This is a genomic window from Moraxella tetraodonis, from assembly GCF_022359095.1.
Lineage (GTDB): Bacteria > Pseudomonadota > Gammaproteobacteria > Pseudomonadales > Moraxellaceae > Faucicola > Faucicola tetraodonis.
In genome coordinates this window covers 994,964-1,019,150 of the sequence record NZ_JACSYB010000001.1, presented here as the reverse complement: position 1 = coordinate 1,019,150, position 24,187 = coordinate 994,964, and the positions used below count along the sequence as shown (strand labels likewise).

General features: G+C 42.1%; 18 protein-coding genes. 10 read left to right on the top strand and 8 right to left on the bottom strand.

Annotated elements, in window-relative coordinates; genetic code table 11:
* Positions 1 to 41 precede the first annotated feature (41 nt).
* Complete coding sequence (locus tag H9W84_RS04570) at positions 42 to 362, bottom strand: YcgL domain-containing protein (protein WP_095355610.1); 321 nt, start codon at positions 360 to 362, stop codon at positions 42 to 44.
* 206 nt (positions 363 to 568) lie between these two features.
* Positions 569 to 2,299 (bottom strand): 2-isopropylmalate synthase, encoded by a 1,731-nt coding sequence (gene leuA, locus H9W84_RS04565; RefSeq protein WP_239741951.1) that lies wholly within the window; start codon positions 2,297 to 2,299, stop codon positions 569 to 571.
* A gap of 164 nt (positions 2,300 to 2,463) precedes the next feature.
* On the opposite strand from leuA, the gene H9W84_RS04560 reads away from it, so the two are divergent.
* Positions 2,464 to 2,922, top strand: a complete 459-nt coding sequence (locus H9W84_RS04560; RefSeq protein ID WP_096488742.1) for an Lrp/AsnC family transcriptional regulator — start codon at positions 2,464 to 2,466, stop codon at positions 2,920 to 2,922.
* A gap of 141 nt (positions 2,923 to 3,063) precedes the next feature.
* Here H9W84_RS04560 and H9W84_RS04555 read toward each other — a convergent pair whose 3' ends face one another.
* Both H9W84_RS04555 and H9W84_RS04550 read right to left on the bottom strand, forming a co-directional pair.
* A complete protein-coding gene (locus H9W84_RS04555; protein WP_239743662.1) occupies positions 3,064 to 4,524 on the bottom strand; it encodes an alanine/glycine:cation symporter family protein in 1,461 nt (486 codons plus the stop codon).
* A gap of 159 nt (positions 4,525 to 4,683) precedes the next feature.
* Positions 4,684 to 5,493, bottom strand: coding sequence for a hypothetical protein (locus tag H9W84_RS04550; RefSeq protein ID WP_239741949.1), 810 nt, complete (start codon positions 5,491 to 5,493; stop codon positions 4,684 to 4,686).
* Positions 5,494 to 5,969: 476 nt separating this feature from the next.
* Here H9W84_RS04550 and ahcY point away from each other — a divergent pair, with 476 nt between their 5' ends.
* Positions 5,970 to 7,358, top strand: coding sequence for an adenosylhomocysteinase (ahcY, locus tag H9W84_RS04545; RefSeq protein ID WP_239743659.1), 1,389 nt, complete (start codon positions 5,970 to 5,972; stop codon positions 7,356 to 7,358).
* Positions 7,359 to 7,516: 158 nt separating this feature from the next.
* Positions 7,517 to 8,368 (top strand): methylenetetrahydrofolate reductase [NAD(P)H], encoded by an 852-nt coding sequence (metF, locus tag H9W84_RS04540; protein ID WP_239741947.1) that lies wholly within the window; start codon positions 7,517 to 7,519, stop codon positions 8,366 to 8,368.
* A gap of 225 nt (positions 8,369 to 8,593) precedes the next feature.
* On the opposite strand, the gene dld is transcribed toward metF, so the two are convergent.
* The 3 genes from dld to mdh form a co-directional block, all read right to left on the bottom strand.
* Positions 8,594 to 10,297 (bottom strand): D-lactate dehydrogenase, encoded by a 1,704-nt coding sequence (dld, locus tag H9W84_RS04535; protein ID WP_239741945.1) that lies wholly within the window; start codon positions 10,295 to 10,297, stop codon positions 8,594 to 8,596.
* A 37-nt stretch (positions 10,298 to 10,334) separates the two neighbouring features.
* Positions 10,335 to 10,634, bottom strand: coding sequence for a hypothetical protein (locus tag H9W84_RS04530; RefSeq protein WP_239741943.1), 300 nt, complete (start codon positions 10,632 to 10,634; stop codon positions 10,335 to 10,337).
* 141 nt (positions 10,635 to 10,775) lie between these two features.
* Positions 10,776 to 11,948 carry an iron-dependent methanol dehydrogenase gene (gene mdh / locus H9W84_RS04525; protein ID WP_201664359.1) on the bottom strand — a complete coding sequence of 391 codons (1,173 nt, stop codon included), beginning with the start codon at positions 11,946 to 11,948 and terminating at the stop codon, positions 10,776 to 10,778.
* Positions 11,949 to 12,492: 544 nt separating this feature from the next.
* On the opposite strand from mdh, the gene lldP reads away from it, so the two are divergent.
* From lldP to lldD, 3 genes are all read left to right on the top strand, one after another.
* Positions 12,493 to 14,199, top strand: coding sequence for an L-lactate permease (gene lldP / locus H9W84_RS04520; protein WP_239741941.1), 1,707 nt, complete (start codon positions 12,493 to 12,495; stop codon positions 14,197 to 14,199).
* A 13-nt stretch (positions 14,200 to 14,212) separates the two neighbouring features.
* Entirely contained in the window at positions 14,213 to 14,986 is a 774-nt protein-coding gene (locus tag H9W84_RS04515; RefSeq protein WP_239741939.1) for an FCD domain-containing protein, read from the top strand.
* Between the two features lie 126 nt (positions 14,987 to 15,112).
* The gene (lldD, locus tag H9W84_RS04510) at positions 15,113 to 16,261 is read left to right on the top strand and encodes an FMN-dependent L-lactate dehydrogenase LldD (RefSeq protein WP_060994706.1); all 1,149 of its coding nucleotides are present in this window, start codon (positions 15,113 to 15,115) and stop codon (positions 16,259 to 16,261) included.
* A 236-nt stretch (positions 16,262 to 16,497) separates the two neighbouring features.
* On the opposite strand, the gene exaC is transcribed toward lldD, so the two are convergent.
* Positions 16,498 to 18,009 carry an acetaldehyde dehydrogenase ExaC gene (gene exaC / locus H9W84_RS04505; protein WP_239741937.1) on the bottom strand — a complete coding sequence of 504 codons (1,512 nt, stop codon included), beginning with the start codon at positions 18,007 to 18,009 and terminating at the stop codon, positions 16,498 to 16,500.
* A gap of 196 nt (positions 18,010 to 18,205) precedes the next feature.
* Here exaC and H9W84_RS04500 point away from each other — a divergent pair, with 196 nt between their 5' ends.
* From H9W84_RS04500 to H9W84_RS04485, 4 genes are all read left to right on the top strand, one after another.
* Positions 18,206 to 19,381 (top strand): sigma-54-dependent transcriptional regulator family protein, encoded by a 1,176-nt coding sequence (locus H9W84_RS04500; RefSeq protein WP_239741936.1) that lies wholly within the window; start codon positions 18,206 to 18,208, stop codon positions 19,379 to 19,381.
* 383 nt (positions 19,382 to 19,764) lie between these two features.
* Complete coding sequence (bioA, locus tag H9W84_RS04495; RefSeq protein WP_338106433.1) at positions 19,765 to 21,156, top strand: adenosylmethionine--8-amino-7-oxononanoate transaminase; 1,392 nt, start codon at positions 19,765 to 19,767, stop codon at positions 21,154 to 21,156.
* Positions 21,157 to 21,432: 276 nt separating this feature from the next.
* Positions 21,433 to 22,287, top strand: coding sequence for a 16S rRNA (uracil(1498)-N(3))-methyltransferase (locus H9W84_RS04490; RefSeq protein WP_239741932.1), 855 nt, complete (start codon positions 21,433 to 21,435; stop codon positions 22,285 to 22,287).
* A 2-nt stretch (positions 22,288 to 22,289) separates the two neighbouring features.
* Entirely contained in the window at positions 22,290 to 24,134 is a 1,845-nt protein-coding gene (locus H9W84_RS04485) for a putative bifunctional diguanylate cyclase/phosphodiesterase (protein WP_239741930.1), read from the top strand.
* Positions 24,135 to 24,187: the final 53 nt, after the last annotated feature.

Here is a 24,187-nt window from a genome sequence, read left to right as displayed (position 1 = left end):
GCTTATTTTAGCATGATTCAAATCATTTGGTTAAAGTTTTGCTATTGCCACTTGCTCTGCTGCGCTTCTGCCATATTCAATTTTGCTTGGCGTAACAACACGTCTTCAGGCGGCATCTGCACAAAATACCCTTGGCTTTGTAATTTTTCTAACACTTCTGCTTTATTGACCCGTGCAAGCTTTGGCGTATTTGCCAAATCCAAATGCATCACAAAGGTTTCGCGTCCAATCGCTTGGCGAAAATCCTTGGGTAACACCGATAGCCAATCACGAATCTCGTCAGTGTCATTGGGATAATTTGGACGAGCAATGTACACATACAGGTCATCTTTTTTGCTAAATTTATAAATATCGCAATGCATCATACAACTCTATTATTACTGTAAAATTTAAAGTGCCTCTATCATACCATAAAATAGTATGTCTGGAATTGCACCCCTTTTGCTATTAGCCCTGTTTACTATTAATCTAGGCATTTCACATGTTAGCCCATAAAAAAAGAGCAACTAGGGCAATTGCTCTTTTGGGGATAAAAGCTACTGATAAATTTGCGCTTTATAAAAGCTAATTAATGATGCTCAGTATCGGCAATCTGCGCTTGTGCCAACGCAGACAATGCGGCTTTTAACATTGCTGATACGGTGCTTGAGCAAGTGCCGATACCTGAATAAATCTCACCTTCAATATTCAACTGTAAGTAAGCAACGGCATTGGCATCACTGTTATTTTGGGTGAGCGGGCTTTGACTTTCAACCGTTAATGCATGCTCTGCATAGTTGATAACGTGAATATTTTTGTTCAATTTGGCAGAGATGGCATTGATAAAGGCAGACAACGGACCATTGCCATTACCAACAACGTCTATGATGTCATCTCCCATGCGTACAGAGCCTGAAAAGCTCACTGAGCCAGCGGTGTTTTTGATTTCATAATCTTGCAACGCCAAAGTAGATTGGTTCAAATAGGTGTCTTCAAACACGCTAATGACATCATCTGATGTCAATTCTGTCTGACGGCTTTCGGCTTCTTGCTGAATGACACGGCTAAAGTCAATCTGCGTCCAGCGCGGCAAATGAAAACCAAAGTCACGTTGCAAGATATAAGCAACACCGCCTTTCCCTGACTGGCTATTGATACGCACGACATCCTGATAGCCGCGTCCGATATGAGCAGGGTCAATCGGCAAGTACGCCACATCCCATAAGCCTTGGGTGGTTTCGGCATTTTTCTCGTTATAATCTAACGATTTTTTAATGGCATCTTGGTGCGAGCCACTAAAAGCGGTAAATACCAATTCGCCCACATAAGGATGGCGTGGATGAATCGGTAACTGATTGCACTCACTTACCACTTGGGCGATTTCGCTCATGTTACTAAAATCAAGCTGTGGGTCTACGCCTTGGCTGTACATATTCATCGCCATAACCATGATGTCCATGTTGCCTGTGCGCTCGCCATTACCAAAAAGCGTGCCTTCAATCCGGTCAGCCCCTGCCATCAAACCCAACTCACTGGCAGCCACGGCACAGCCACGGTCATTGTGGGTGTGAAGGCTCACAATCACATGCTCACGCATGGGTAAGTTTTGGCAAAAATATTCAATCTGATCGGCATAAATATTAGGCGTTGAGCTTTCTACAGTTGATGGTAAGTTAAAGATTACCTTCTGACCTAAGTCCGGGCGCCAAACTTTACACACCTCATCACAGATTTTGACCGAAAAATCGACCTCGGTTTGTGAGAAACTTTCAGGGGAATATTCAAAAATCCATTCGGTTTCAGGGTATTCTTTCGCCAACTCACGCAATAATGTCGCACCTTCAACCGCAATGGCAATAATGTCATCATAATCTTTTTGATACACTTTTTCGCGTTGCACTTTTGAGGTTGAGTTATACACGTGGACGATGGCACGTTTGGCACCCTTCAACGACTCAAAGGTACGGCGAATCAAATGTTCGCGTGCTTGCACCAATACCTGCAAGGTCACATCGTCGGGTACGTGTCCGCCTTCGATTAATTTGCGGGTAAAGTCATACTCAACTTGCGCCGCTGATGGAAAACCAATCTCAATTTCTTTAAACCCCACTTGCACCAACAAGTCAAAGAAGCGCATTTTTTGTTCAATGCTCATCGGCTCAATCAAGGCTTGGTTACCATCTCGCAAATCCACCGACGTCCATATGGGCGCTTTGGTGATGGTTTTATCGGGCCAAGTACGCTGGGTCATCTTTGGTGCAAATGCAAAGGGTTGGTATTTTTTATGATTAAAAGCCGCGTTTTTGGGTTGTATTGACATGCTAATTCTCCACATTTAATTTTACTTAAAATTCTATGATGAAATTATATCCATTTTTTTGTAGTTGAAGTAACTAAATTTTGCTATAAAAAACACAGAATTTGATATTTATGGCTACTATAATTATATTGTTTAGTTAAAATCACTAATATTGAGAATTTATGATGGCTTCATTAGATAAAATAGACAGACAAATATTAGCGCTATTACGAGAAAATGCGCGCATGAGTAACCTTGAATTGGCAGAAAGCGTAAACTTAAGCCCTACTCCCTGTGCGCGCAGAGTCAAACAATTAGAGGATTCAGGTGTTATCACGGGTTATAGTGTCACAACCGACCCTATAAAATTAGGTTATCAACTGTCAGTCTATATTGCCATTAGCATGGATAAACATACCGCAGAACACTTTAGAAATTTTGAAAAAAAACTACGAGAATTTCCTGAAGTGGTCAGCTGTAGTATTGTGACAGGGCGCAGCGAAGATTATCTTATCAAAGCTTTGGTCAAAGATATGGCGCATTATGAAGAATTTTTATTGCATCGTCTAAACCGTATTGAAGGTATCGCACAAGTACATACCAGTTTTGAATTACGGCAAGTGTTTGAAAAATCAATTATCTGATTGGGTGTTAAAGGCTGTTTTAAAGCCTATTTTAAAAATCTATAAAAAAACGCACTATTTTATTTATTGGTCTCGCTTATGTTACCCAGCCAAACAATAAAAAAGCCATTGATAACCAACGGCTTTTTTATTGTCTAATCGCTATTTTTCCCAAATTCCCGATGTGACTTTAGCTTTTATGGCGGGGTATTTATTGATGTTAAAAACAGGATGCTTAACACCTGATTTGATTTGAGCAGAATAATCTTTTGCCAAAATAAACACATATTTTGACAACAGGACGATACTGACAAGATTAATGTACGCCATAATCGCCATCATCAAATCCCCCATATCCCATACCATAGGCACTTCAGCCACAGAACCAAAATACACAAAGGCAAGCACTAAAATACGAAATATATTTAAAATCATTGGATGATTTTTAAGATATTGCACATTGGTTTCGGCATAGGCGTAGTTGCCAATGATACTTGAAAAAGCGAACATAAACAGCACCACTGCTAAGAAAGTTTGCGCCCACGAACCCACATGACTTTCTAACGCCGCTTGGGTCAATTGAATCCCTGTCAAATCAGCGGTGGGTAGTTTTGATAATAAAATAATAAACGCGGTACAAGAGCAGACAATAATGGTATCCACAAAAACGCCCAAACTTTGAATCAGTCCTTGTGTGGCGGGGTGAGGTACATCCGCAGCAGCAGCGGCATTGGGGGCAGAGCCTTGACCTGCTTCGTTAGAGTACAAACCCCGCTTAATCCCAAGCATCATCGACTGCGACACCAAACCACCTAGCGCCCCACCCGCTGCCGCATTGAAAGTAAAGGCATCGGTCAAAATCAAATTAAATACCTGCGGAATCATGGTGATATTGGTCACAATAATATACAACGCCATTAGCAGATACACCCCTGCCATCACAGGTACTAGCATTTCTGAAATAGTGGCAACGCGTTTTATCCCACCAAAAATAATCGGTGCAGAAATAATAACCAACAATAGCGCCACCACATGCTTACCAGTCCCCCATGAAGCACAGGTATTATCGCCCGTACAGCCAACCGCCGATTGTACCGCTTGGGCGATGGTATTGGCTTGAATGGCATTATATACCAAACCAAAACACAAAATCAGACTCACGGCAAAAGCCACACCTAGCCAACCTTGCCCTAAACCCTGACGGATATAGTAAGCAGGTCCACCTCGAAAATGGCCATTGGCATCTCGCACTTTAAATAATTGTGCCAATGACGACTCAGCAAACGCCGATGCCATCCCAATCAAGGCAATAAACCACATCCAAAATACCGCACCCGGTCCGCCAACACTCACGGCAATAGCAACCCCTGCGATATTCCCTGTACCGACACGACTCGCCAGTCCTGTCATAAACGCTTGAAACGATGAGATACTCTCACTATGCTCGTGATGTTCGGTGCTTCGACTAGCCAGCAAATTCTTGACACTATGTCCAAATAAACGAAATTGAACAAACCCTGTCATGACGGTAAAAAACACACCAATACAAATCAAAATCCACACCAACCAATCCCACATGGGTGAACTAACAAGATTGACACTACAATGAATGCTATCCATCATACTTGCTTGCGCCAAGCAAGCTAAATCTTTGTTATACATCAACAAATCCCGCCTCAAAAATTGATAGCGGATAGTATCAATAAAGCAAACTTTTGGCAATGATTCAGCAAAAAAAAACGACACCAAAAGTGTCGTTTTTCTACAAATTACGTTAACAAATTAGAAACGGTAAGTTGCACCGATTTTAGCGATTGGGTACCATTTTGAATAATTTGAATCATCCAAATCTTGTTGTAAGTCAGATTTTAAACGATTATTGTCAAATTTTGTAATTTCTTCACCATTGTCATCTAGAACTCGTGTGTTAGCATCAGTCACTTTTAAACCACCCGTATAAGCTGCACCGATTTCGCCAAATACACCAAAGTTATTAGTGATATTAGGACGGAAACCAATAGTTAAGTATGGGTTCATAGTGTTTTTATTTTCAGCTGACGCTTCAATGTTACCATAGTAAGAGTTACCATTGATGTTAACTGGTTTGGTTTCAGTCGCTTGTTTTTTCAAGGTGATTTCGTTATCACCAAAAATGGTACCAACACCTACAGTAAACCAATTTCCAGCTGGACGTAAATTTACACCAATATACGGGTTGCTTGAATCTGTTTCTAAGTCATATTCAACATCTTCAATTTCAATGGTGTCTTTTAAATCACCGATATCACCGCCAGCCCAACCAGCTACAAGTTCAGTTTTATCGTTTAGCGCCCAACCAATATTAGCACCATAACCTAAAGTACCTACTTCGGCACTGATAGCAGCAGGATTTGTTACGGTATCAAAAAACGTTCTAGTACCAGTAACCAATTGAGTTGTTGTGTTTTTTACTACACCTAAGTTTGGATCGTAGGTGGTAGTAGATACGGCAACAGGCTGTACAACAACTTGTTGATCAACAGCGATAGTTTCGGCAAAAGCAGAAGTTGCGATTAAAGCAGCAGGAATAGCAGCTAATTTTAAAACTTTCATATAAATCTCCTAAGGACAAGATAAAGTAAATTTACCATTTCTCTTAAAAATCTAAAAGACTTTCAAGCGATGAATGACATATAAAGAAAAAGTAAATTAGTTGACATATTTTGTTACGTTTCTCTTAGGTATATTAAAACGTAATTTTTCAGCAATGTCTTTTAATTTTGTATAACTTTTCTATATGTTTATGTAATTACATAGTATGAAGTGTAATATTTTATCAAAAATGTTGCTTTTTTAAAAGACTTAAGTTGATGTTGCAATTAAGAGAATGACTTTTATGTTAATTTTTTTTACAATACGTCTATCGAGAGATGCTGCAGCTTAAGGTTTGCTTAATTTATATTCGCTTGCCTGCGCTAGGCTCGTTTTTTGTGTTTTAACCAAAATAAATCCAAAATAAATAACGGCATCTGCGTTTTTACTTTAACTTTTTTTACCGGTTTTAAGGAGTGGACGCAGTGTCCCTGTCTATCAATTCTACTGATTCAAATTTTTCTGATTATAAAGTTGCCGATATTAGCCTTGCCGACTACGGTCGCAAAGAAATCAAACTGGCTGAGACTGAAATGCCTGCTTTGATGGGCTTACGCCAACGCTACCAAGCCGAGCAGCCTTTAAAAGGCGCCAAGATTGTGGGCTGTATCCACATGACCATCCAAACAGCGGTATTGATTGAAACGCTCGTGGCGCTGGGTGCAGAAGTACGCTGGACTTCTTGTAATATTTTTTCAACCCAAGACCATGCCGCTGCTGCCATCGCAGCAGCCGGTATTCCTGTGTTTGCTTGGAAAGGCGAAACTGAGGAAGAATACGAATGGTGTCTTCGCCAGCAGATTTTTGAAGGCGGTGAAGCCACGGGCAAGCTGTGGGATGCCAATATTATTCTAGATGATGGCGGTGACTTGACGGCGCTGATTCATAACGACTACCCGCAAATGCTCGACAACATTCACGGTATCTCAGAAGAGACAACAACAGGGGTACATCGTCTAATTGAAATGCTCAATGCAGGCACCTTAAAAGTACCCGCGATTAATGTCAATGACGCAGTGACCAAATCAAAAAATGACAACAAATATGGCTGTCGTCATAGCCTAAACGATGCCATCAAACGTGGTACCGATATGCTTTTAGCGGGTCGTCGTGCGCTTGTTGTCGGTTATGGCGATGTGGGTAAAGGTTCTGCTCAAAGCCTACGTCAAGAAGGTATGGTGGTACGAGTGACGGAAGCCGATCCAATTTGTGGTATGCAAGCTTGTATGGATGGCTATGAATTGGTTTCGCCATTTGTGGAAGGTGACCCTGCCAAAGGTGTCAACAACACCCTTATGCAAGATACTGACTTGGTGGTCACTACCACTGGTAACTACCATGTCTGTAATAGCGATATGTTAAAAGCCTTAAAAGCCACCGCAGTGGTTTGTAATATTGGTCACTTTGATACCGAGATTGATACCCAGTTTATGCGTGACAACTGGAAATGGGTGGAAGTGAAGCCTCAAGTACACCAAGTCTATCGATCAGAAGATGAAAACGATTACTTGCTTTTATTGTCTGAAGGTCGTTTGGTCAATTTGGGCAATGCCACAGGTCACCCATCACGTATTATGGATGGCTCTTTTGCTAACCAAGTATTGGCGCAAATGCATTTATTTAAAGAAAAATTTGCCGATTTGCCTGCGGATAAGAAAGCGGACAATTTATATGTCAAAGTATTGCCGAAAAAACTCGATGAAGAAGTGGCAGCAGCCATGGTCGCAGGCTTTAATGGGGTACTGACTAAATTGACGCAGCAACAAGCCGATTATATCGGTGTGCCAATTGAAGGTCCGTTCAAACCTGATAGCTATAAATACTAATAGCTATAACTACTATTTGTTAAAGGTTCAATCAAAGCCATGCCAATGGACATGGCTTTTTTTATGCAGTTTAACTCAATATTTATGCCAAAAAATTCAATTTTTTCACTGTTATACCCGTTATAATGGTGCTATGTTTTATCATTTTGGATACTTTTATGACCACCCTGACAACGCCGTTTTCTTTTGAGTTTTTCCCCACCAAGACCGATGACGGTCAAACCAAATTATTGACAACCTTTGATGAATTAAATGCTTTAAAACCTAAATATTTTAGCGTCACGTATGGCGCAGGTGGGTCAACCCGTGAGCGCACCTTAGGCATTGTTAAGGCACTGAGTGAAAAAAGTGACACGCCCATTACCCCGCATTTATCCTGTATTGGCGATGATAAAGCCAAAATTGGCGAGTTATTGGATTATTATAAATCGTTAGGCATTAATCGCTTGGTGGCGCTGCGCGGTGATTTGCCATCGGGTATGGTGGGTCTTGGCGAGCTGCCGTTTGCTGTCGATTTGGTTAAATACATACGCGAGCATAGCGGTGATTATTTTCGTATCAAAGTGGCTGCATATCCAGAAATGCACCCGCAAGCCAAAAGCTTTGATGCCGATATCCAAAACTTGCTCAATAAATACCACGCAGGCGCGACTGAAGCGATTACCCAGTTTTTCTACAACGCTGACAGCTATCTATATCTGCGGGATGCCCTTGCCAAAAAAGGGGTGACTCAAGATGAGTTCCCAATTATCGCAGGCATTATGCCTATCACCAATGCGTCAAATTTGATCCGGTTTGCCGATGGCTGTGGGGCAGATATTCCTCGTTTTATCCGTAAACAGCTTGCCGACTATAGCGATGACAAAAAAGCCATTCGTCAATTTGGGTTTGAAGTGATGGTCAATCTATGTGAGCGTTTGATTGCCGAAGGCGTGCCATCCATGCATTTTTATAGCATGAACCAAGTCAGCCCAAATAAACAACTGATTGAAGCGCTCGGATTGGTTTAATTGAGGATAGACCTTAAGCACTATCTGATAGCAAAAAAAATGAGCATGACGATGTTAAATTGTCTGTTCAACATCGTAAAATTGGGGCATCGCAAGATAACGCTTATCTTAAACAATTTATCTGGAACAGTTTATCTTGAGCAGTTACTGTTCGATAAAATTTTATAGTGCGATTGCCCTGATAGTCGGATGCTTACCTAATTATGCTTGCCTAGTTAAATGTCTTCATGCGTTAGGTTTGCGCCAATATTTTAACTTTGAAGTGTGACCAATTCCCACATTAAAGGTGTTGGTAGGGTCTAGCTTGCGATAAAAATTGGCTAATGCTGGCTTAGCAACATATAAATGACCCACATTGTGTTCTGCGGGATATTCTGCTCTACGCTCGTCTAGCAGCTGCCACATCTGATGTTCAATATCCAGTGGATTAGTGCCTTTTTTGACAATGTAATCTTGATGAAATACATGACAAAAAAAGTGCCCATAATATAATTTATGTAACATATGTTGTTCGAGATCTGCTGGGATTTTTTCTACCCATTCTCTATCGTTACGTCGTAACGCAATATCCAATGCCACAATATCCTCAACCTCTGCTCGGTGGGTATCACGATATCGTATCGCCGCCCCGGCAACAGCAAAACGGTGTAAGAAAGCTTTGCGACCTTCTTCCTCCGTACAGGCAAAATACGAGCCAGTAGAATGAACGGCAAAATACTCATTTAAAAACTGCTGTGTCTGTTCTGCGCTTTGCTCATCTACTCGTAGAATCAAATGATGCTCAAAACGCTGATGAAACGCTAGCATGCGCCGCGGTAAATGACTGGGTAAGAAAAAAGTGATAGCTTGTAAAATTTGATCAGTCAACCCCCGTATCTTGATTTTTTCCAACCAGCCGTCAATGCGATCTTTGAGGGCTAATGCTCTGGGTATATTAACCGTGCCAAAACGCTCAATAAACAAGAAAGTATCTTTGCCATACTTTGCGCCAATACTAAAGGCATCCCGATGAATATATTCTCCAGCAATCGGCAAGCTGGGTAACGATGTCAGCAAATAACGACGTATGGCCGTTAAGTCATCATGATCATTTGAGCCAATATAAAAAACCCTACTCTCAACTTTTTCAAAGGTGTCGAGTCTTACCGCAAACACACAGACTTTACCCGCTGAACCCGATGCTTCGTATAATCGTGTCGGATCTGCATTGAATCTAGCAGGACTGTCTGCATCGACTTGTTTAACGTCATGGGCATAACGATTGTCTGATGCCAGCTGAGTGGTTTGCGTGGTTATCTGACTGGTTTTATAGTCTTGTGTTTGAAGTCTGGTGAGTATTTCTTCGGCGGTGGTGCCTAAATCAATACCTAGATGGTTAATCAATTCTAATTCACCCGATTCATTAACACGGGCATACAACGCCATTTCAGTATAAGCAGGTCCACGACGTACCAGCGCGCCCCCTGAGTTGTTGCAGACCCCACCTAAAACTGAAGCGCCAATACATGACGACCCAATCACAGAATGCGGTTCACGATTATAAGGCTTTAAAGTACGCTCAAGATTATCTAAAGTAGCGCCTGGTAAACACACGACTTGTTTGCCATCTAAAATCACTTGAATGCCTTGTAGACGCCGAGTACTCATAATGATGACTGGACGATCGTAGTCATCCCCATAAGGGGTAGAGCCGCCTGTCAATCCTGTGTTGGCAGCTTGCATAATTACCACACAATCTGCCTCAATAATGGTTTGTAGTGCCTGCCATTGTTCAAGTAAGGTACCTGGACATACCACAGCCAACACTTTTCCCTCACCAAACCGTATACCTTGTCGATAATGACGGGTATCTTGTTCATCGATGAGTACATAAGACTTCCCTACGATTTTCGTTAATTTATCGAGTGTCGGCTTATACTGTTTTAACATGATAAATATCCTTATTGCTTAAATGGGTCATGAGGCTTTATTGGCGATTGTATTGAATTTTCGATAGTTGAACCGGTCTGGTTTTATCAAAGATAGGATTGTGTTCGATAGTAGAGCTACGCATAGCGTTAATATGGTCAAGTGTGCGTTTACCATCGGTGACTCGATTGTAGAGGCGGTTATCGCTGATTTGTGGTACTAGATTTTTTATTAGGAGATTTTTTACTACGAGATTTTGTGCTAGATGAGGCTTGGCATAGTGGCTAAGTGTGTAGTTTACTTGGGTTACCCGTAAGTATTGGCAGTGGTCTAAGCGAGTGATGGGTTTTTGTTTCATCCCTTTATGCTACTATATTTTAATCAATTTACGCAAAAATTTATGCGCTTTGTATCAGCGCTCAATGTAAAAGGAGACTATTAAAGTCCCCTTTTTCACTGCTGTGAGTCTGTTTTAGTTTGATGTTAGATTGTTACAATGTTACATCGCAGCTGCGAAGATTGCTACGACCTGTTCATGATTTGCCTTACGTGGGTTGGTGAGCATACAAGCATCATTTTGGGCATTGGTTGCCATGATGGCAAGGTCTTCTTGTTTAACACCAAGTTCAGTGAGTCCGGTAGGAATACCTACCGATTGAGATAGCTCACGAATTGCATTGATGCCTGCCTTACCTGCTTCTGCCCGAGTCATGCCTTTGATATCAATGCCCATAAATTGTGCAATATCTGCATAACGCTCAGGGGTTGAAATCAGGTTAAACTCACAGACGTGCGGTAACAAAATCGCATTACAGACACCATGTGGCAGATTGTAGAATCCACCTAACTGGTGCGCCATTGCATGTACATAGCCTAGCGAGGCGTTATTAAACGCCATGCCTGCTAAGTATTGGGCGTAGCTCATAGCCTCACGCGCTTCAATGTTTTCGCCATTCGCTACCGCTTGACGCAACCATTGTTGAATCATTCGAATGGCTTTTTCAGCACAAGCATCTGTAATCGGATTTGCAGCAGTCGATACATACGCCTCTACCGCATGGGTTAACGCATCCATACCTGTTGCCGCAGTTAAAGATGCGGGTTTAGCAGTCATCAGTCGAGGGTCATCAATAGCAATAAGCGGGGTACAACGCCAATCTACAATCGCCATTTTGACGTGGGTATCGGTATTGGTAATAATACAAAAACGTGTCATCTCTGATGCCGTGCCTGCCGTGGTATTGATAGCAATCAATGGCGTCATTGGCACTTTACTTTTATCAATACCTTCATAGTCACGGATATGACCACCGCCTGCGGTCACTAGACCAATCCCTTTTGCACAGTCATGTGACGAACCACCACCCAATGAGATGATAAAATCACAGCCGTTATCCTGATACGCTGTGACGCCATCGTGGACATTTTTGTCAGTTGGATTTGGCTCTGCGCCTGCAAATACGTAGCTATCAATACCTTGTTCGCTTAAATGTTTAATGATAATGTCTGGAACACCTGCTTTGCTCAGCCCTTGGTCAGTTACAATAAGCGCTTTTTTAGCACCTAGATCTTTGGCTTTTGAGCCCACTTCTTTGACACAGCCAGGTCCAAATAATGATACGCAGGGAATAAAAAAGCCACTGGTTTGATCGGAGATTTGCTTATAAGCCATGATTAAATTCCTTTTAATCTTTTATGGTTAGGGTATATAGTAATTTTATTCGCACGCCTAGTTTTTTGTCATCATTACAACTAGATAAGATGTACCAATATATTTTTATAAAATATATTCTTATAAAATCACTATGACTTGATTTTAGTTCAGTCATCCAATGCGCTCTACCTACTATTAACCTACCTTAGTCAAAAAGTTACTAGAGTTAATGTCTTTTGAAAAAATAAAGCACGCTACTTGCGCTATGTCCCTCATGGCTTATGCTGTCAACCATACAGCAAAACATTGGGTAGCTTTCATCACGCACCCTGACAGCAAAAGTCTTGAATCCCTGCTCACTTCAACACAAAGCTTTTTTGTATCCGGTCACACAACAAGTCATATTACTATCAAAATTGGTATTACCAATTTACAAAAAACCTTATAAATATCGCTGTTTTTTTTGAATTTAATTGAATTAAGGTGTAATATTCTTTATTATTTCACCCATTAATGACACCTCGACTATTTTGGTAATACCAATTATTTCACGGAGGAAATAATGATGCAACATTGGCAACAAATTTATGATCCCATGGGTAATATTTGGCTTTCAAGTGCCATTGCCCTCATCCCAATTATCTTCTTTTTTCTAGCCTTGGCGGTATTTCGTTTAAAAGGTAGTGTTGCAGGCACTATTACCGTTGTTTTGGCGCTGCTTGTTGCCCTATTCTTATACCAAATGCCGGTGACGTTAGCATTATCATCAGCGATTTATGGATTCTTCTATGGGCTTTGGCCCATCGCCTGGATTATTATCGGGGCGGTGTTTTTATACAAAGTCACGGTAAAAACAGGGCAATTTGATATTATCCGCTCCAGTATTTTATCGCTGACCGAAGACCAACGCTTACAGATGTTACTGGTCGGGTTTGCCTTTGGTACTTTTTTGGAAGGTGCAGCAGGCTTTGGTGCCCCTGTGGCAATCACGGCAGCATTATTGGTAGGATTAGGGTTTAAGCCTTTGTATGCGGCTGGACTTTGCCTCATCGTCAATACCGCCCCTGTTGCCTTTGGTGCGATGGGTATTCCTATCATCGTGGCAGGACAAGTATCTGGGGTAGAAACCCATGCCATCAGCCAAATGGTCGGACGTCAGTTGCCTTTTATTGTGCCGATTGTGTTAGTGTGGATTATGGCGATTATGGACGGGTGGCGCGGGGTTCGTGAAACCTTTCCAGCGATTGTGGTCGGTGGTGGGTCATTTGCCATTGCGCAGTTTTTGACCTCAAATTATATTGGACCTGAGTTGCCTGATATTACCGCTGCTATTGCCTCGTTAATTAGTTTGACGTTGCTATTTAAAGTGTGGCAGCCCAAGCATGTGTTCCGTTTTGAAAATCAAGTCGATGGCAAAAATCAGATGGGTGATACCACAAGCGTATCAGCACCGTTGCCAACCACCCATTACTCGCCCGCTCAAATCATCAAAGCTTGGATGCCGTTTGCCATTTTGACAGCGATGGTGTCGTTATGGAGTATTAAGCCGTTTAAAGATTTGTTTATCAAAGGCAAAGATGGTCATCCTGATGGCGCATTGGTCGATATGGTGATGAGTATCAATGTGCCGTATTTGCACAATGCAGTACAAAAATTGCCCCCAGTCGTCACCAAAATTACCGACTATGCGGCCATTTATAAATTTGATTGGTTCTCGGCAACGGGTACTGCGATCGTGCTCGCGGCGATTATCTCTATCGTGATGCTAAAAATGCGTCCCAAAGAAGCGTTATCGACGTTTGGCGAGACCGTTAAAGAACTACGCACCCCGATTTATTCTATTGGTATGGTGTTAGCGTTTGCGTTTATCGCCAATTATTCGGGCTTATCTGCTACATTAGCATTAGCATTGGCGCACACGGGCAAAGCTTTTACCTTCTTTTCACCATTTTTGGGTTGGTTAGGGGTATTTTTGACAGGCTCAGACACTTCAGCCAATGCGTTATTTGCCGCACTTCAAGCCACCACCGCTCAGCAAATTGGGGTGCCTGAGGTGTTGTTAGTGGCAGCAAACACCTCGGGTGGGGTGACCGGTAAAATGATTTCCCCGCAATCCATTGCCATTGCCTGTGCCGCTACAGGTTTGGTCGGTAAAGAGTCAGATTTGTTCAGATTTACCGTCAAACATAGTATTATTTTTACCATTATGATGGGCGTGCTCATCACGCTACAAGCGTATGTTGTGCCTTGGATGATTCCACACGGATAATGATGGGTAAGGTATGAAGGTTGCAACGCAGGTTATTGAACAATTAATTTCGCTAATAGACCGTGAAGGGCTAAAAAATGGCGATAGATTACCTGCCGAGCGCCATTTGTGTGAGCGACTAGGCGTATCTCGTACCGCACTGCGTGAAGCGATACAGCAGATGAATAGTGTCGGTATTACCGAAAGTCGTATTGGGTCGGGAACGTTTGTCAAAGATGTGCAAAAAATCAAACAGAACCAACCCCTTGTAGCGCTGTCTGATAATCTGATATTACAAACCCTAACCCCGCTATTGGATGCTGATCCACTGTATCGACTTGATGTGCAAGAAGCAAGAATTGTACTAGAAGGCGGTACAGCCTGGTACGCTGCCAAAAGAGCTACAAAACAAGACATTGAGAAAATCCGCTTTTACTACGAGCAGTTAGCAAATAGTCAGGCACATGGCGATACCGAACAAGCCGCTATTGCCGATGCCAATTTTCATTTAGCGATTGCCGAAGCTTCCCAAAATGCGGTATTGTTGCAGATGATGAAAAATGTTTTTCACCTAATGAGACATAACGTGGTATTAGCTCGGCGAAAAATTTACACCGAGCATTATGGCTTTGAAACTTTACATACGCAGCACATGGCAATGATGAATGCGATTATCGCGCGTGATAGTGAATTAGCTCGCAAAGCCGTGGGTGAACATATTGAGTTTGTGATAAAACAGGTTGCCAAGATTGATGAGGCAACGGCTCGCAGACAGCGAGTTTCCCGGTTGGCCACTGATGCTTTTTAATACAGATGCTTTTTAATACAGATGCCTGTTAATGCAGGCGCATTTTATAAACGTACTTTAGTGTAAACAGTTTTGAATGCACGTGGCTATTTCTACCATTAATAACATAGTTAAGATAGGGATATTATGATTATTTCTTCTGCCAATGATTACCGAGAAGCGGCTCGCCGCCGTTTACCCCCCTTTTTATTCCACTACATTGATGGTGGCGCGTATGCAGAATACACCCTAAAACGTAATGTTGAAGATTTATCGAGTATTGCCTTACGTCAGCGGGTATTAAAAGACATGACGCAGCTTGATTTATCTACTGAGATTTTTGGTGAACAGCTGTCTTTACCTGTGGCGCTCTCGCCGGTGGGTTTGACAGGGATGTACGCTCGCCGTGGTGAAGTCCAAGCAGCCATGGCTGCCGACAAAAAAGGCATTCCATTTACCATGTCAACGGTATCAGTCTGCCCTATCGAAGAAGTCACCCCAAAAATCAATCGCCCTATGTGGTTTCAGCTGTATGTGTTGCGTGACCGTAAGTTTATGCAAAATGTGCTGGAGCGTGCCAAAGCGGCAGGCTGCTCAACGCTGGTGTTTACCGTCGATATGCCTGTACCTGGGGCGAGATATCGCGATGCGCACTCTGGTATGAGTGGACCCAATGCCGCCATGCGCCGCTATCTACAAGCATGCACCCATCCGCACTGGGCAATGAACGTGGGATTGCTAGGAAGACCCCATGACTTGGGTAATGTTTCTAAATATCTTGGTAAAGCAATCGGATTAGAAGATTATATCGGTTGGCTTGGTAATAACTTTGATCCCTCGATTTCTTGGAAAGACTTAGAATGGATTCGTGATTTTTGGGATGGCGCTATGGTCATCAAAGGTATTCTTGACCCACAAGACGCCAAAGATGCGGTACGTTTTGGCGCTGATGGTATTGTGGTTTCCAATCATGGTGGACGTCAGCTTGATGGGGTGATGTCAACTGCCACTGCCCTACCCAAAATTGCCGATGCTGTTAAAGGTGATATCAAAATCTTGGTCGATTCGGGTATCCGTAATGGCTTAGATGTGGTGAGAATGTTGGCATTGGGGGCAGATTTATGTATGTTAGGACGTGCGTTTATCTATGCGTTAGCCGCCGATGGTGAGGCTGGGGTAACCAATTTACTCAACTTGATAGACAAAGAAATGCGCGTGGCAATGACATTGACCAGTGCAAACCGAATTCAAGATATCAATCGAGACTGTTTAGTAGATTTTAGTACTGTGACTTGATAGACTGACAGTGACTAGTCAACCTTAGCGTCTCCATGATATTTTTGATTTTGGTAAATGCTAAGATTTGATGATTGAACTAAGTGCAATAAATTTATCAACTTCATGGCGCAATAACCGCTTATGATCAGTGGTTGATTGAGCGATGGTAAATGAATTTAATATTGATATTTTTTATTTTCGATAAAAAAACCGCTCTATGAGAGCGGTTTTTGTTGTTTATGACCTATCAAATTCTAGAAGAAGCCCATCGGTTTTTCAGAATAGCTGACCAGTAAATTTTTGGTATTTTGGTAATGCTCTAGCATCATTTTGTGGTTTTCACGCCCGATGCCTGATTTCTTGTAACCACCAAATGCGGCATGGGCTGGATAAATGTGGTAACAGTTTGTCCATACTCGCCCAGCTTGAATAGCACGCCCTGCACGGTAAGCAGTATTGCCACTACGTGCCCACACGCCAGCACCTAAACCAAACATAGTATCATTGGCAATACGCATGGCATCATCAAAGTCTTTAAAGGTTGTCACAGACAGTACTGGGCCAAAAATCTCTTCTTGGAAGATTTTCATATCATTGTTGCCTTTAAAAATCGTCGGCTCGATATAATAACCTTCACCCACCTCATGTCTTGCATTACCACCGGTTAAAAGCTCGGCGCCTTCTTGTTTACCTGTAGCAATACAGCCTAAGATTTTGTCTTGTTGTTCCTGAGAGGCTTGCGCACCAATCATGGTTTCCGTATCCAATGGATGACCTGTTTTGATACGTTTTACCCGTTCTACGGCTTTCGCCAAAAAGGCATCGGCGATACTTTCATGCATTAAGGCTCTCGAAGGACAGGTACATATTTCACCTTGATTGAGCGCAAACATAGTAAAACCTTCAAGCGCTTTTTCTAGGTAATCATCTTCTTTATCCATGACATCGGCAAAGAAAATATTGGGTGATTTACCGCCTAACTCTAAAGTAACTGGAATAATATTCTCTGTCGCATACTTCATAATAAGCTGACCGACAGGGGTTGAGCCAGTAAAGGCAATTTTTGAGATTCGTGGGCTTCTAGCTAAATGACTACCCACCTCTTCGCCATACCCATTCACGATATTTAAAATACCTGCTGGTAGCAAATCTTGAATCAATTCAACAAGCACCAATAAGCTCACAGGCGTCTGCTCGGCGGGTTTTAAGACAATGCAGTTACCCGCGGCTAGTGCAGGCGCGATTTTCCAGGTAGCCATTAAAATTGGAAAGTTCCAAGGAATGATTTGTCCAACCACACCTAAAGGTTCATGAAAGTGATAAGCGACAGTGTCATCATCAATGGGTGAAACACCGCCTTCTTGCGCGCGTATCGCACCGGCAAAGTAGCGAAAATGGTCAATGGCAAGTGGTATATCCGCAGCCAAGGTTTCACGGACAGGTTTACCGTTTTCCCATGTTTCAGCTACCGCTAATAACTCAATATTTTGCTCAAGGCGATCTGCGATTTTTAAAAGTAGATTAGAACGCTCTGTGGGTGAAGCCGCATTCCACTTAGTTTTAGCAGTATGGGCGGCATCTAGCGCAAGTTCAATGTCTTCTGGACTTGATTTGGCGACTTTGGCGAAGGGCTTGCCGTTGACGGGTGAGATGTTATCAAAGTACTCACCTTTAACAGGCGCAACCCATTGGCCGCCAATAAAGTTGTCATACTTTTCTTTAAAATTGATTTTAGCACCGTCAGTATTAGGGTCAGCATAACGCATAATGACATTTCCTTTTGTCAGTTGGTAGATAAACTGCTTCGTGCAGTTGGGGTTTACACATTCATATTATTACAGAAACGGTAGGTAAAAGGTAGGTGTTTAATTATCCTTTACAATAAGGGATGTACATTATACTATTGAAGATAGCTTATTTTAAAAACCAAGGATTGGTTAGTGCATTAGGATATTTTAAAATATGAATAAAAATAGACTGTTAGAGCAAAGGCATCGGATTGATAAGAGGCGTTTTAACATTACCTTTACCGATAATAATGCAGATCTTATCCAACAAAGTATCGTTCAGTCATGGCACCGCTCAGACAGTGCTAACATTCCAACTGAGCGCCAACAAGCACCCATTAACGTCACCAAAAGCGATCAATCGTATTATCTAAAAAAAGCCTTAGGCTATTGTCAAAATCAATTACAACATATCACGTTGCAATCCTCCATGGTGATGGCTGTGGCTGATATCGGTAGTACGATTATCTGGACGACTGCCAGCAAGTCTATGCAAAAAGCGGCAGAAGCGGTTAACTTCATCGAAGGCGGATGCTGGGGGGAAAGCCAAGTTGGCACAAATGCGCTCGCTTTATCGCTAAAAACGCAGCAATCAACTTGCGTTTTTTCTAATGAACATTATATGCCTTCGGTTCATGAATGGGTCTGTTATGCAACGCCTATTATTGAACCGCATACCAAGCAGGTCATTGGCGTACTGGATTTATCGACCACTTGGCAGAATCACAATAATTTTGGCATATTTGCTGCTGAACGCTGTGCCAGTATTTTACAATCCGCTTTGAATGAGTGCCAAAGACACTATCTGTATATTCAAGGATTTAACGAACCCAGTGTCATATTCAATGGCAAAATCTTGCGGCTGACCCCTCGGCAAGTCGAGATATTGACAGTGTTAGCACTTTGTCCCCAAGGCATGAGCTTAGATGCGTTACACCAAGCGATCTACGGTGAGCGTAAAGTGTCACAAGGTACGCTAAAGACTGAAATGTCGCAGTTACGTGATACACTTACTGGTTTATTGGGTTCTCGTCCGTACCGGCTGTTAATGCCTATTGATGGTGATTTTTTACGGGTTGAACAATCATTAAATGCTGGTTATTTAGAAGCGGCCATCAAATTATATACAGGCATATTTTTTAGCAAAACTGAAAGCCCTTTTTTATGCACTTGGCGCACCTGTTTAGAAGCTCGGTTGAGCCAAGCCATTTATCATTCAGATCAGGTTGACTTATTACTCATGCATTTGTCAAATTGCCCCGATGCTAGCGATGCTATAGAAAGATTGATTGAATTAATGCCAGATAACCTTTCGATTCACCAACATTTAGAGGTGCTGTCAAATCGGTAACCATCAATTTTTACTTAACCATCAATTTTCCCCTAATCATGCACTTTTCGTTGAAAAAGCCGCTGCAAGGCTTTTTCGATATGGGTGATACCTTCACCAAACCGTTGGTTGTGTTTTACTTTTGACTTCCCGCTTTACTACCCTATCTAGCCGCTGTCCGTGCAAGAATTGCTGCCATACTATCGACCTATCACGATAAAAAAGTCGCCGGTATTAAACCAAGTTGGGATAAAATATGGTTTTAGCTCAATGGATATTGCGATTGCTTCAACCTCTGTTCAAGCATTTCATTTATTAAGCGTTCCTATTATTATCATTATCGCTCATAGCATTAGAAGGCTTGCGATTTCAAGCCTTTTTTCTTGGGTCAAAAGTGCTACAATGTGACAAAAAATTTTGAGACCCTTATGAATAACGCGTTATGGCTTCCTTGCACACAGATGCAAGCCCTTGAAAACACTCCCCCACTCCACCTCGTCAAAGCTCAAGGCAATCAATTATATGATCAGGACGGTAACGCCTATTACGATATGATTAGCTCATGGTGGGTCAATTTACATGGACATTGCCATCCCTTTATCAACGAAAAAATAAAACAGCAGCTCGATACGCTTGAGCATACTTTAATCGCTAGTGTCACTCACCCACCCATTCTGACGCTTGCAGAAAAATTGGTTGCCATCACGCCCAAACCACTAACCAAAGCTTTTTTTGCCGACAGTGGCTCAGGGGCGGTGGAAGTCGCGCTTAAAATGAGTTTGCAGTACTGGCAGCAATCAGGGCAAACGCAAAAAACCAAATTTATCTCATTGGAACACGGTTATCACGGTGAAACCGTTGGCAGTCTTGCGGTGACAGATATCCCGCTGTTTAGTGAGCAATACAAAGATTTGATTGTCAGTCAAATTCGTATTCCTTCCCCCGCGCATATTTTCAATACTGACGCTATCGCAGCGCAGCTGCATGAGCAAAAAAGCTTAGATGCACTAGAACGCATCTTGGCAGAAAAATCCCGCGATATCTGTGCGATTATCCTTGAACCTTTGGTACAAGGGGCGGCGGGCATGGCGATGTATTCTGCTAATTATTTACTTGGCGTTGCCAAACTTGCGCACCATTATCACATCCATGTGATATATGATGAGATTGCCGTGGGTTTTGGTCGTACCGGTACTATGTTTGCGGTAGAACAAATGCTAGCCTTGGCAGATGCGGATAAACAAGACGATTATTGCCCTGACTTTATCTGTCTGTCAAAAGGTCTAACGGCAGGGTATCTGCCAATGTCTTGCGTCATGACAACCGATGATGTTTATCAAGCGTTTTATGATGATAAAGTGGAAAAAGGCTTTTTACATTCGCATAGTTTTACTGGCAACCCATTGGCTTGTAGCGCGGCTTTGGCATCGCTTGAACTGTTTGAACGCGATAATGTCTTGCTACACAACCAATCCCTTATCCAAGCGATGGCTGATGGCTTACAGCAATTAGTTGATGCCAATTTACCCATAAAGTTTGCACGTCAAACCGGCATGATTGCGGCTTTCACCTTGGATTTTTCTCAAAATTTGGGCAAAGCTTTTGCCAATTTATGCCTTGATCAAGGCGTGATGATTCGCCCGATTGGCAACCATGTTTATCTTATTCCGCCTTATTGCACCACCCCAGCAGAGCTTGGGCACATCTTTGGCGTATTAAATCGTTGTTTGCAAAAGCTTTGTGACCATATCCCTCAAATCCCCCAAGGCTCGTCTCAGGCCATCGATTTGCCTTAACGCCTTTACTAACGCCTTATGAAATTTACTGACTAATTAACCAATTAAATGTAAATAAATGTTGGTTATTATAATCCATCCTTAAAAGCTAGGATTTGTTACAAACGTTCAATTCTTACAGTATTATAAAAAATTGTATTAGAATTCACAGCTTATGCCTACATGGCTCATGTTTAACGTATAATCCATGAGATTATCGTCAAAAAAATATTTAACTTTTGTAGGCATTTTAACCAACTTAACTTAACTCAATTGTGAAACTTACTTAGATGATTTATGCGTAGATTTTTTTATAACCAACCAAATTTGCTACAAGTTGGTAGCACGCTGCCTTTGACCGAAGATATTTTTCATCATTGGTGTAAAGTGTTAAGAGCAAGTGTCGACGAGCAAGCGTTGTTTTTTGATGGTCAAGGTGGTGAATATACCGTCACTTTAACGGATATCACTAAAAAACAAGCACTCGTTACCATCAACGATTTTAATCCAATCAATCGAGCTTTGCCATTTATTGTCAACATTGCCTTGGTTATGAGCCGTGGCGAGCGCATGGATTATGCCATTCAAAAAGCCACAGAGCTTGGGGTGTCATCGATTCAACTGCTCACAAGCCAACATGGTGAAGTACGCCTAAAAGCAGACCAAGCCGATAAAAAGCTCGCCCACTGGCAGCAGATTGCGGTATCGGCATGTGAACAATGTGGGCTTAATATTGTGCCAACATTGCTGGCACCAAAAGCTTTTAGCGACTGGATTGATGAGCCAGCAGGTGTGCCCACTTCTAGCGACGTGACCAAATTAATTTTAGCCGTTCCTTCTAATGACCGTGGCGTAGCGACACCTTGTCATGACATTGAACGTAATAAGATTGAACCCAGCACGCCATATATCCCATATGCCAACCCACTACCCCATATAACAAACCAGTTTAGACAGTGTACTTTAGCCCAATTTTGGTTACTCATTGGGGCAGAAGGTGGGTTTTCAGCGCAAGAAATAACGCAAGCTATCGAGCGAGATTTTATGCCTTGGCAAATTGGCGAGCGTGTGCTACGAACTGAGACAGCCCCTGTTGTCGCATTGTCTTCATTGTTGACGCTACACCAAACTTTGACCCTTGCACAGGAATAATCATGTCATCGAATAACGATCCAGTCTTGCCGATAGACCATCGTGATTGCTTTATGGGTGCTAACAAGTTGTGTCATGATCAGTTAAGTGAGTATGGGTTTATTGTCGATAGCCATTTTTTTGACAAAAAAATTTCGCTTGAACATCAAAATGCGGTGTTTGCCTCGGTTTTTTCAAAAATCCATGATGGCATTTTTATGCTTGATGAACGGCTACGTTTTATCTGTGTCAATCAGCAATTTTTAAACATTACCGCCTTGCCACGCAATCAGGTGATAGGTAGTCCGTTTTATTTTTATCCGTATAAGAACTACGCGCCTCACTTACAGCAAGCGATTGCCGCCATCATTACCAGACTGGATAATCGACAATCAATTTCGACCAATTTAGTGCTTTCTTATCACAATTCACCTGAAGTGGCGGTTTGGCTAGATATCTCCGTGTGTGAAGTCGATAATAATCGGGTGGTGTATGTCGGGCTACTCACCAATTTAACCAAAAAAGATGCGCAGCTTAGCCACACCTTACATCTATACAATTATGATGAATTAACGGGTCTGCCCAATTACGATACTTTTTATGACAAATTAAAAAGCTGTATTGACTATTACCAGGCAGCCGATAATCAGCGCGAGTGTATGGGGGTATTGCTACGCATCAATATTGACAAATTGCAGTCTTTTAACATCAGCCTTGGCATTGAAAATACCAATACGCTGATTCAAGGTTTTGTCAAACGGGTAAAATCCTTAAAAATTTCGGGTGCAAGTTTAGTCACTTTTTCGCGGTTTGGGGGTGATAGTTTTGCGGCGATGATTTCGGTACAACACCTTGATGCCGCGCATCACTACGTGGCAGCGCTCAAACAGTTATTTGACTTACCTTTTAGCATTGATGACCAATCAATTTATTTAAGGTTGTCGATTGGCGCCTCGGTTTTCCCCACTCATACCCAAGATGCTCAGACATTGCTATTACAAGCAGACACGGCGTTAAAACATGCGCGGCTCATCAGTGATGAAGATTGTGTTTGGTATGATGCCAACCAGCAAAAAGGCAATTTTAAAGATATTCATTTGCTCAGCGCCTTTAAAAATGCGTTATTAAAACAGCAAATTTTGCCCTACTTTCAGCCTAAGTTAGAGTTTGCACAGCCTGATTTGCCGATGTTTGAAGCGTTGGTGCGCTGGGAGCATCCCACCCTTGGACTCCTCTATCCCAACGATTTTTTGGCGGAGGTGCTCGATAAGTCAGCGCAGGCGCTATTTGAAAAAATTGTTTTAGCTTGTATTGAGCAGATTTTGACATGGCGTGAGATGGGCTATAACTGCCTCATCTGTATCAATATTGATACTCGTCAATTAATTAGTGAAAAATTTATTGCGTTTATTGAAGGGACGATACAGCAATATAGTTGGCTTGCCAAATTGATTAGCTTTGAAATCACGGAAGTCTGCAAAATTCATGATGAATTTAAAGCGCAAGCGATGCTAGCAAAACTGCGCCAGTATGGTTTTAGCATATCGATTGATGACTTTGGTACAGGCTTTGCCGCGATGCAATATTTGATTAAATATCCGATTGATATGCTCAAAATTGACCGCTTATTTATCACCAATATTTTACAAGACCCAAAAAAACAAGTGATTGTCAAATCAGTGATTGAGATGGCGCACTCGTTATCCATGCAAGCATTGGCTGAGGGCGTCTCAAACCGTGAAGAAATCGAATATCTGCGTAGTCTTGGTTGTGATTCGATTCAAGGCTTTGGTTTTGCTAAACCCATGTCTAGTCAAGATACCACAGAGTGGCTCAAAGCCAACTATAAACCAAACTATTTGCTATAAGTTTTAATTTGACCAATTAGATTTTTTTATGACCCTATAGTCATGTTAGTACC